Origin of the sequence: Pseudoalteromonas aurantia 208, from assembly GCF_014858725.1 — a bacterium.
Taxonomy (GTDB): domain Bacteria; phylum Pseudomonadota; class Gammaproteobacteria; order Enterobacterales; family Alteromonadaceae; genus Pseudoalteromonas; species Pseudoalteromonas aurantia.
This window is the reverse complement of record NZ_AQGV01000012.1, coordinates 553,140-563,851: the sequence shown is the minus strand read 5'-3', so window position 1 is coordinate 563,851 and position 10,712 is coordinate 553,140. Positions and strand designations below refer to the sequence as shown.

Annotated in this window: 8 protein-coding genes; 3 read left to right on the top strand and 5 right to left on the bottom strand. The window is 40.5% G+C overall.

From position 1 onward, the window contains the following. Positions 1–75: 75 nt before the first annotated feature. From PAUR_RS06590 to PAUR_RS06580, 3 genes are all read right to left on the bottom strand, one after another. Positions 76–1,101: a GGDEF domain-containing protein gene (locus tag PAUR_RS06590; protein ID WP_192507001.1), complete on the bottom strand. Its 1,026-nt coding sequence runs from the start codon at positions 1,099–1,101 to the stop codon at positions 76–78. A 133-nt stretch (positions 1,102–1,234) separates the two neighbouring features. Then, positions 1,235–3,232: an EAL domain-containing protein gene (locus PAUR_RS06585; RefSeq protein ID WP_225738300.1), complete on the bottom strand. Its 1,998-nt coding sequence runs from the start codon at positions 3,230–3,232 to the stop codon at positions 1,235–1,237. A gap of 111 nt (positions 3,233–3,343) precedes the next feature. Continuing rightward, positions 3,344–4,387 carry an alkene reductase gene (locus tag PAUR_RS06580; protein WP_192506999.1) on the bottom strand — a complete coding sequence of 348 codons (1,044 nt, stop codon included), beginning with the start codon at positions 4,385–4,387 and terminating at the stop codon, positions 3,344–3,346. A gap of 150 nt (positions 4,388–4,537) precedes the next feature. Here PAUR_RS06580 and PAUR_RS06575 point away from each other — a divergent pair, with 150 nt between their 5' ends. Next, a complete protein-coding gene (locus tag PAUR_RS06575; RefSeq protein WP_192506998.1) occupies positions 4,538–5,119 on the top strand; it encodes a TetR/AcrR family transcriptional regulator in 582 nt (193 codons plus the stop codon). 197 nt (positions 5,120–5,316) lie between these two features. Here PAUR_RS06575 and PAUR_RS06570 read toward each other — a convergent pair whose 3' ends face one another. Next, complete coding sequence (locus PAUR_RS06570) at positions 5,317–5,886, bottom strand: hypothetical protein (protein WP_192506997.1); 570 nt, start codon at positions 5,884–5,886, stop codon at positions 5,317–5,319. 404 nt (positions 5,887–6,290) lie between these two features. Here PAUR_RS06570 and PAUR_RS06565 point away from each other — a divergent pair, with 404 nt between their 5' ends. Together PAUR_RS06565 and PAUR_RS06560 are read left to right on the top strand one after the other, a co-directional pair. Beyond that, positions 6,291–7,922, top strand: coding sequence for a trypsin-like serine protease (locus PAUR_RS06565; RefSeq protein WP_192506996.1), 1,632 nt, complete (start codon positions 6,291–6,293; stop codon positions 7,920–7,922). Between the two features lie 86 nt (positions 7,923–8,008). Then, positions 8,009–9,208: a hypothetical protein gene (locus PAUR_RS06560; protein WP_192506995.1), complete on the top strand. Its 1,200-nt coding sequence runs from the start codon at positions 8,009–8,011 to the stop codon at positions 9,206–9,208. 207 nt (positions 9,209–9,415) lie between these two features. Here the strand turns inward: PAUR_RS06560 and PAUR_RS06555 are convergent, their stop codons facing one another. Beyond that, complete coding sequence (locus tag PAUR_RS06555) at positions 9,416–10,678, bottom strand: metallophosphoesterase (protein WP_225738394.1); 1,263 nt, start codon at positions 10,676–10,678, stop codon at positions 9,416–9,418. Positions 10,679–10,712 lie beyond the last annotated feature (34 nt).

Sequence of the window (10,712 nt, the reverse complement as noted above, 5' to 3'; positions counted from 1 at the left end):
CGATGCAATATCAAGCAGCTATATTTGTTTATTCATTTGGCACAGTTTATGTTATTTATAAGCGCTTAGATAGCTCTAGAACAAGTCTATATCACTGCCTTCTTGATGTGTTTCAATAAGCTTATTTGCGATCAGTTCTTCATAAAAGCATAACTTATCGCGTCCATTTTCTTTCGCGTAATACAGTGCTTTATCCGCATTTTCTAGCACGGTTATTGGAAAATCATAGGGGCTAATACGCGACATACCAACACTTATTGTCAACTTTTTTACAAATGGAAAGTGCGTGCTGCGCACCACTTCCATAAACTCACTAAGCTTTTTATTGATAGACTCATAATCTGTCGGCTCAAACACCATCACAAACTCTTCACCACCAAATCGAAACAACAAATCACTAGAACGAAAAAACTGGCGCATTTTTTGTGCTAACAGTAACAACACTTCATCCCCGCATACATGGCCGTAGTTATCATTTACCTTTTTAAAGTGATCAATATCTACCATTGCAAGCCAAGAAGTCGCCCCTTGATGTTGATTTCGCAAGTCACTTTGCCAGACCGTCTTATGCTGTTTAATGACTTGCTTTTCCATTAATTGCTTGAGCTTTTTCTCAAACGTTTGCCTATTCAATAAGCCGGTTAATTTATCCCTTTCATTTTCATGTAAAATGGTCAAATAATTTTCAAATATGCGGCAAAATGCATTCAAAAGTACTTGATCTGAACTTTTTAAACCATTGCTAATAATGGCAATCGCACCAATGGGTTTTTCCAATAACGTAATGGGTAACCAACGACGTTCAACGCCGTCTGTCGATTGTACCGTAATGATACACGCAGACTGCAAACACGACACCAGCTCGGGTTCAGGGGAACGTACCACTTCTCGTTCGTCCCATTCATACTCTCTATCTGTCAATACTCTAAGTGATAGGCTTCTTTCAATTGCTAATTCACCTTGTATCTGAAGATCTTTGTACACAGCAACTTCTTGGCAACCGATAAACTCTTGAATCGTCGAAATGAGGCTATATTCCAAAGAGTCGACGTCTCTTGTTTTGGTGATTTTAATCACCGAATTAAGTAATTCTTCTTGCATATACTGCCTGCTAAAATACGATTAGCACTGGTAAACAGTACCGTTTGTGTAAGTTATAAACAACCCGCCAACCACATGCAATACTTTTTTATGGTAAACCACAAATGAAGCTCTGCTTTCATTGCCTTACATTTCATACCATTTTGAAATCATTAAAGTAATTTAATACATGCTCTTTCGGGATTGCTTTTTCATAATACCACCCTTGAACAACCTCTATCTTGAGTCCTTTGACAAAGTTCAGCTGTGGCTGTGACTCAACGCCCTCAGCAACTAGTTGCTTATTCATTTGATGGAGTAGTTGTACCACTGCACTATAAAACTCTCGCCCTTGCTCTGTGGCTACCTTATCTAAAAAAGCTTTATCCAACTTCACTTGCTCTATCGGCAAATCAGCGAGCATAGATAAACTGGAATACCCAGTACCAAAATCATCAATGACGGTTGCTATTTCATGCTGCTTCAAGCGGTTGATATTGGTAATGACACTTGACTTGTCGTTAAAGTAACTCGATTCAACCACTTCAATTTTTAACTGCTTAGGAAAGTCTTTAAAACGATCACAAATATACAAAACCGATTTATCATCACTGATAAGTGTTGGGTTCACATTAATGCTGATCACCGGCCAATATTCTTGTGATGCAAAATGCTCTAGATCAGCGGCAGCTTGCTCAATCACCCATGAGTCTATAATCGACGTTTGCCCATGTTTTACCAATACATCAATAAAATAGGGCCCAACAATCGTGCCGTCTGATTTTCTTAATCTAAGGAGTGCCTCGTAACCGACAATTCCCCCCGTTACTTGGCTAATTTGCGGTTGGTAGTACAACAATAACTGCCCTTGCGCCAGTTCCTCTAACACTTTGTTCAATGCTTTTGAAGAACGCTCTTTTGCTCTTTGCGTCTGTATAAATTGAGACTCACTAGCAGAGCGTAGTTGCTCCGAAATATTTAACTGCTCACTTAACTGATTAAGGGCTTTTTGATAATGTATTTGTTCACTGTGCCATTTTAAGAAGGGGTAATAAATACATGCATTTACGATAAGTAACATCAGTTGTAATATTACTCCAGATATACCCCCACTTACCTGATACCCACTAATTAAGGTAGGCGTCATCCAACTTATTTCTAGGTTATTGGTATTCACCCAACCCCACTCCAACACATTAAATGCAATAAAAAAATTAATGGCTGGAGCAAGTATAAATGGGATAAGTAACACTGGGTTGAGAAATATCGGTAATGCAAAAAGGATGATCTCGCAAAAATTGAATGCTGTAAAAGGGATTGATAACTGTGCAACATTGCGCTCATGAGTGCCTTTTTTCAGCCAGAAAGACGCAACAATTAAGCCGGCAAAACAACCTGTACCACCAATCAATACAAAGGTGTCATAAAATGTTTTTGCCGATAAATTAGCCACCACATTTTCTGCTAAAAATGGCTCCTCAAAAAGCATACTAAACGTATTGTCGCCATGAACGCCAAAAAACCAAAACGTATGAGAGGCCATCATTCTTTGGAATGTGAGCTCAGCGACCGAGGCCTGAGATATATCGGGTGCCAACCATAGACTAATTAAATATCCCAAATCTCCTAACAACGGGGTCCAGACATAAAAACTAAAAAACACCAAAGTAAAAGGGAGAATCACTAAAAATTTTTCGCGTAAAAACCGACTCAACGCACTAAATTGTCGCCTTGGTTGCGGCAAGGTGCGCATTAAATAGATAAACAGTAAACTACTTATACTGGGTAGAATAATGGCATATGCTGTCGATGTACTGCTCAAGGTAAATTCACCTTTGTTCAGCTGTAAAAACTCACCATGAACAGCAAAACATAATACCGCTAATAATGCGCCTACAATACCGCTTTGAGCATAATTTTTGGTCAAGAAAAAGCCAATAGAAATACTGACAACAACAGGAAAAAACAACAAAATAATTTGCGCACTATGACTAACTACATGTGCAATTTGGCTATCTTTTGATACTAGATTGAATGTCAGTGCACTATTTAATGCCAATATCGCTAACGCACTACTCACAAAATAGGGAATTAGTGCAATAAATGCTTCACGTAGCGATAATAAATATCGTCCATGAAGTAGTTTTGTCATTTTCTTTTGCAGTGAATGAAGTGGCAACTGGACACACTCTTACGCTATTTTACTTAAGTATATGTCCAGATTGATTAACGTGCCCACATATTACGTAAGAGCACAGTGTTGTTAAACGAGTTCTTGTAGCATGCCTTCTTCATAAGCCACAAGTGTTTCATTGTTTTTTACACGGTGTACATAATCTGGGTTTGCAATCATAGGACGTCCAATTGCAACCAAATCAAAGCGATCATCAGCCATTGCTTTGGCCCCTGTTTCAGCTGTATATCCGCCTACTCCTACCAATGTGCCGGTATAAATACTCCGCACATAATCCGATGCATGACCGCCCAAGTAATCAAACGTCATCGAATCGTCAAAAATACCAATATGAACAAAAGCCAAATCACGCGAGTTAAGTTCTCTGAGTAAATAATCAAACACCGCGCGGTCATCATTATGGCTTTGCATTAAAAAATATGCCCCTGGTGATAACCTTAGCGCAACTCGGTCCGCACCTATTTTGTCAGCCACCGCATCGACTACTTCAAGTGCGAATCGCGCCATATTTTCTGGTGTACCACCATATTTATCATCCCGTTGATTTGCAGCATAGTGTAGAAATTGGTCAATTAAATATCCATTCGCGCCATGAATTTCCACACCATCAAACCCAGCTGCCATTGCATTACTTGCAGCTTGCGCATAATCTGTCACCAATTGCGCTATTTCTTCAGTTGACGCAGCTCTTGGGGTTTGAAAAGTAAGCTCTCGCATACGTGGCACCGAGCCTTCAATACCAATACTTGAAGCGCTCAACACATCCCCCTCACCAAAAAAGTATGGATGAGCAACACGACCAACATGCCAAAGCTGTGCGAAAATTTTACCTCCTGCATTATGTACTGACGTTGTTATTTTTTTCCAGCCTGCGATTTGTTCATCAGTAAACAAACCTGGGGTATTGGGATACCCTTGACCATCGGGACGAATAATAGTCGCTTCTGAAATAATAAGTCCAGTATCGGCGCGACGCGCATAGTAGGCAGCCATTTCCTCTGTCGGTACCAATTTATCATCTGCCATACAACGCGTTAGCGGGGCCATCAAAATACGATTGCTTAACGTAATTGAGTTATTCAGTTTATAAGGGGTAAATAATGCATCTGTCATTGTGTTTCTCCAAACGTCTTGAATTTTTGAATGGTTGTTCAATATGGGATTTAATATAATCACTCTTGAATGATCATTCAAGAGTGATTTTTGAATAAGTAATCAAATTAAGTTATGATAAACGCTATTATTAAGTAATATTTAGATGATATGAGAAGCGCAGAGTTCGATAAAGAATACGTATTACGTCAAGCTATGACGACATTTATGCAATATGGCTATAACAAAACCAGTATGCAAATGTTAACCAAAGCCACGGGTTTACACCCAGGTTCTATTTACTGCGCATTTAAAAATAAAAAAGGCTTGTTGCTCGGTGCAATACAGCAATATCAACACGATAGAAATCGTCAATTTGAAACGCTTTTTTCGCAACATAGCAACACCCGTGATGCGCTACATGCTTTACTTGAAGTCATTGTAGAAGAATGCTTAAACGGAGAATCTGGACAAGTGTGTTTGTTAACCAAAACATTAACTGAACTCGTAGGCCAAGACCATGAAGTATCAACTGTTTTAGCAAAAAACCTTAATTCATTCGAAAATAGTTTAGCGTCAATTATCAATACCGGCATCCAAAATAAAGAAGTTACAGCACACCCTGATGCGCAAGAACGTGCTCAATTTTTAGCAATGGGTATTTACGGTATACGTACTTACGCAGCAACAAGAAGAGACAAAGTGATTTTAGAGCAACTCAGTGAGCAACTGTTACGTACCGTACTCACGTAACCCATAATACGGGTGAACAACAAAGTAAACTGCATAGAAAAACGTAAATTTGGTCTGCTACTCAAAGACTGTCTCATAGTGCCCAAAAATGGCTTCAGTCAAAAACCTAAATGTAACTTAATCAATAAAATTTGCGGTCGTAAAAGCAACCGCACTGTGAGTGTTTAATCTTTATTTATATATTATCGGCCGTGGATTTACGTGTTTATGAGCGTAACGTATATACCTATAATCATCAGTCCCCATAATAAAGAACCGAGTATCAGCCACACATAATTTAACGCAGTGAGTTTACTGTTTGATGCCCCATTAACATCTTCACCGGCATAATTCGCCAACGACTGCGCTTGGTACAAAACCCAGCATGATATCGGATACATCAGCAGCCCTAAACATAGTGTGATCGGATTACCATAACCATGATCAGACAATTGACTACTAATATTACTGCCAATTACAACCACCACGTATATCGTTGCTAAATGGTTAATACTTTTAGGTGCACTTCCCGTTTTATGCTCATACTTCATTTCAAAAAGAGCGAATAAAGCGTGGGTAAAAAATATAGAAAAAATTCCTCGCGCAATAGGCCACATATCATCATTGGTACTTTTTTTATACTCATTCCAATGCTTAAAAAACCAATACACACCGTACATTCCCATTGTCGCTATGAATAAAATTAAGAACTTTCTCTGTGAAACGACATAAAATTTGATTTCATCTGATTCATTTTCAGATACCGACGATGCGTTGTTCAATTCCATTACTACTCCTCATAACCTAATCGACCATAGACGCTGACTGTGTCTTCAGAGGATATTTCAACATTTAAATTGCAATATCACCCATTATGCCATAAATGCACAACACCAGCTGACTGTTAAACTTAATTAACCCTACACCTAACGATACGACAGATGAAACCACGCCAATAAATTGATGATTTCGTCTTTAAACTCATTCTGTTTGAATTTCATTCGATTTAGTCGCTACCCCCTATTGTAAACAATTGGTTACATATAGAGCTCTGTTCTTGCTGCTTATTTCGCTTTGTATCCTTCCAAATAAACAGGTCTGACCATGAGTAAATTATCAGCCACCTATTGCACCCAAGGTATATCTCAGATTATTTCTAGATTACTCAATAATGAGAATCTAAGGATATAACATGAAAATTACACTTTCTGCACTGGCAGTATTTACCTCACTTTTGAGCGCTGGTATTAGCGCCTCAGAATTGGATATCACGCCAAATATCGTTGGTGGTAGTGAAACACCGGCATACTCTAGACCCTACCAAGTTGCGCTGTTGATGAATGGTCGTCAAGGCTGTGGCGGCACTCTGTTAAGCCGAGATTGGGTACTCACCGCTGCGCATTGTTTAGACAGTGCTTCAACCAGTAACCTGACTGTGAAAGTGGGCGCGCACTCCCTGTCACAAAATGATGGTCAAGTGTTGCGGGTATCTCAGATCATTAATCATGAACAATGGCGTGGTGCCAATGGGATTCGTTCAGGTTACGACATTGCCGTTTTACGATTAGCTTCGCCGGCTGATGCCAAATATACGCCAGCTAAGCTTCCAACCGCCGACATAGAGCAACAATACGCAAATATCGGTAACTCTGTAACCGTATCTGGATGGGGGTTAACCTCAAACAGAGGCCGTCCAAGTGATCGACTACTTGAAGTTGCATTACCAGTGATCAGCAATGCCAGTTGTTCAAGCCAACTCAACTATAATATCCCAAGTTCGGTCATATGTGGCGGTGGCCAAGGTGGGAAGTCCGCTTGTAACGGCGACAGTGGCGGGCCCTATGCCGTGCGTGTTGGTAACGATTTTTACAGTATTGGTACCGTAAGCTGGGGCATTGGCTGTAGTGGCGCAACTGCATTTACAAGAACCACCAGCTATTTAAATTGGATACAAGACAAAACAGGCCTGATAGACCCCGTTGACGCACTACCGGTTGCTGACTTTGATGTTCAAGTCAGTCAACTCACTGCACAGTTTAATGATCGTTCTAGCGACGATAACGGAATCATCGCACACGCGTGGTCATTTGGCGATCAACAAGGGGGGACTTCAAATGCCGCCAGTCCTAGCTACCAGTTTTCTCAAGCAGGTAATTACACTGTCAGCCTAACTGTGACTGATACTGCCCAGCAAACACATACAACCTCTAAATTAGTAGAGATAGGTGTCACGACAACCCCGTGTAATGGTGTTCAAGCATGGGATGCAGCACAATCTTACGCACTGGGTGATAAAGTCAGTTATAAAGGCTTTGAATATGAAGCAACATGGTGGTCACAAGGAGCAGCACCAGATCTATATAGCCAAGTATGGAAAAAGGGTAAAGCCTGCTCTGTTACCACAGATCCGCTGCCGAGCGCTGACTTTTCCGTTACAACATCTAAATTGAACGCCACATTTACCAATTTAAGTCGTGACAATGGTCAAATTGTTGCTAGCAATTGGTCATTTGGAGATGGTAACAGCAGTACCGAATTTTCTCCAACCCACAGCTACCGAGCCCCTGGAAGCTATCAAGTGACACTTAATGTCACTGATGACCAAGGACAAGTGAGTCAACATGTTGAGACGGTCACGGTAACGAATGGCGATACTTCTGGTTGTAATGGTATTCAACCATGGTCGCCTTCAACGGTATATACCGCTGGCGATAAAGTGACGCTGAATAACACGGTATATCAGGCAAATTGGTGGGTACAAGGTGAAAACCCTGAGGAATCAGGTCCGTGGGGCGCATGGACTGACGTTGGAAAATGCCTATAAAATTTTTATAAGTTCTCAACCTGACTTTTAAAAAGCCTAAGTCCCATGTAATCTGAACAGTATGATAAATCGAACTGCTTAATATCATGGGACTTAATCAATTAACTTCTTCAGAACTTATGCGTCTTGGAGAGCGAATAAAAAGTGTTTTAAAACTCGTGCTCACTGAGTTATCACCGCATGTACATAGCATCAATAGCATGACGCAATTTCTAAGCTATCATCGCTCAAACAGTCAACGTATTTTTAATGCGCAAAAGTCTACCGACGGGCATCAGGTACTTTGTGCATTGCCGGGGGTTAAAGCATTTGAAGAGTTTATTGATAAATCCAAACCGTACATCAGCACCGTAACGTATGAGAAGCTAAGTAAAGCACATTTACTCTATGCGCAAGCCATAGCATGCCATGCGACAAGCCATGCGGATCTCAAACGACAACTGGATGCCATGCACACCAAACATGCGCCATCAAAAAGTGATAACCGCGCGCAAGTATACTACGCAGCAAAGTCTTTACTTGGTTTTAGCGTCGAACATGTATGTTGCAGTTATATTCTGAGCGTTAACCAAACTAACCCCAACTTTCTACAAGAAGTTGCTATGATCAGTAAGTTAGGGATATCAAGAACACAGGAAGCAGCCCCTTTTGTGCAATTTTATAGTCACCCTCATCCAAGTGACTTTAACAAGCCAGCCCTCATAACACATGCCTCTCGGATCATACCCAACGAATTTAGCATGGGGATTGTTGAACGTTACTCATCGTCTGGTTTATATGATGCTTATAGTAGTTACTCCGTTAGTAACTCAGGCATGGTCTTTGACGATATTCCAAACAATGATACGACCGATGCAACGTTTATTTTTAATAACCCAGATGAGCTCGTCAACCCTCTCACACACAGCAGTCAATGCACATCAACCAGTATTTCAATTAAAAATCCAGCAAAAAAGCTCACATTATTGGTCTTTGTCGACAAAAAAATTAACGCCACGAGCAATGTTAAAGTGGGCTGCTATCATGGCAATCAAAAAGTCGATGAGGGTAAACTCAATGCGGCTGATATGTGGACTGAGCGACTACCTGACTTTCCACAGCTTCAAGTCGTCTCGTTGGAGTCCCCACAAAATTATATAACCGAACATCCTGAGCTAGCAGAGAAAATTGGCTTTTTATTGAACTATAGTGAACTAGATGATACACATTTTGCTTGCTACGCGATGGAGGTTGAGTTTCCCATTTGGTCGTCAACTTATCGTATTTATTTTGAGCACAGTGAGTAACAATCACGACCTTAAAACACGAACTACCTTTTGGGTGTGCTAATTGCCTATTCATTTAATGTCATTTGGTATAAAACAGGCCGTTAATATATTAAAACATGGGCCAAGTAGCCTTTGTTGAGTAACATAAATGGAGAAAGGCGTTCATCATCCACACTTTCTCCTGTTACCATTTATTGTCACTTATAGTGCCGTAGTCGTAAGGTATTATTTGCTTCGGTGTTTAAAGCTAAATGTACGTTCTTTTACTAACTCTCCGGAGCCCGAATGTGGCGTAGTATAAAAACCGACCTTGAGTTCATCAGCCAGATTGTTAAGCTCAATATGTGCAAAACCCCACACAAAACTTTTCGACCACACCAAATCATATTCTGCATAACGCCGCTCTTGTTGCTCAGCGAACGGAGTATGTTTACCGCGCATTTTTGAAGCCGCACCACTAATAATCAATGGTAATTTGGGCAGGTTATTACCAGGTAATACTCGACTACAATCATCCGTGAGTAGCTCTAGGTCATGCTCATGCCCTGCAATATATGCATCTGCATATTGACACAATTCAGGGAGAATCAAGCGCCTTAACACATGCCCTTCATCATATTTACTTCCACCAATTGACCATAAAATATGGTGACCATACACTACTTTCCATTTTGCACTAGAGTGTTTTAAACCATTGGCTAACCATGCAAGCTGTCTATGATCCTCTCCATTAATTGGTGTTTCATGTTTTTCAATATCTTCTATACTCGCTTGCTTGTTTGCAAGCGCACTCGCCAAGCCTTGTTCAGACCCGTCTTCGCGCAATGGTACTTCATAGTAATGCTGTCCAGCTAATAACATATTGGTGTCGAGCACAAAAAACTCTACATCGTTTCCAGGCGCCCCTTGCTTATAGCTGTAATACCCTTTTTCATGCATATAAAAGTTTGCTTGTGCATCCATCCATTTAGTCTGTAATGCCACCCCTTTCCTTGATGTTTTCCAATCATGGTTACCTAATGCCGAATACACAATCAACTCCGGTTGCTGTTCAAACAAAGGTTTAAGTGGTGCTAAAATTAAATCATCCATGCGCTTTTGGTCGTCTTTACCATCATTGGCATCAGCGCCATCTGGGTAAATATTATCACCTAATTGAATCGCAAAATCACACGAGACAGACGTACACAATTCAGCCATTGCTTTACCTACCGCAATCGCGCCACTTTGCTCCGTGGCAATGTCAGAGTTTGGATATACATAGATAGGTGCATGATTAAACTCAGTTAATGGCCTATGTTCCTCTAACCAATCAGCCTTCTCCGCAGCAATAAATTCAGTTCTGGTTTTGGGATTTAAAATGTGCTTTGTTTTTGGATAATCAACGTGATATCCCCCATCGCCCAATGCTAAAAATGCAATGTTGTTGACGCTAGGTTGAGCTGTGGCATTGTATATTACGCTGCTTCCACCCGCTAAAACGGTCATAGCGGCAATAATATATCTTAAAGAAAATTTGTTC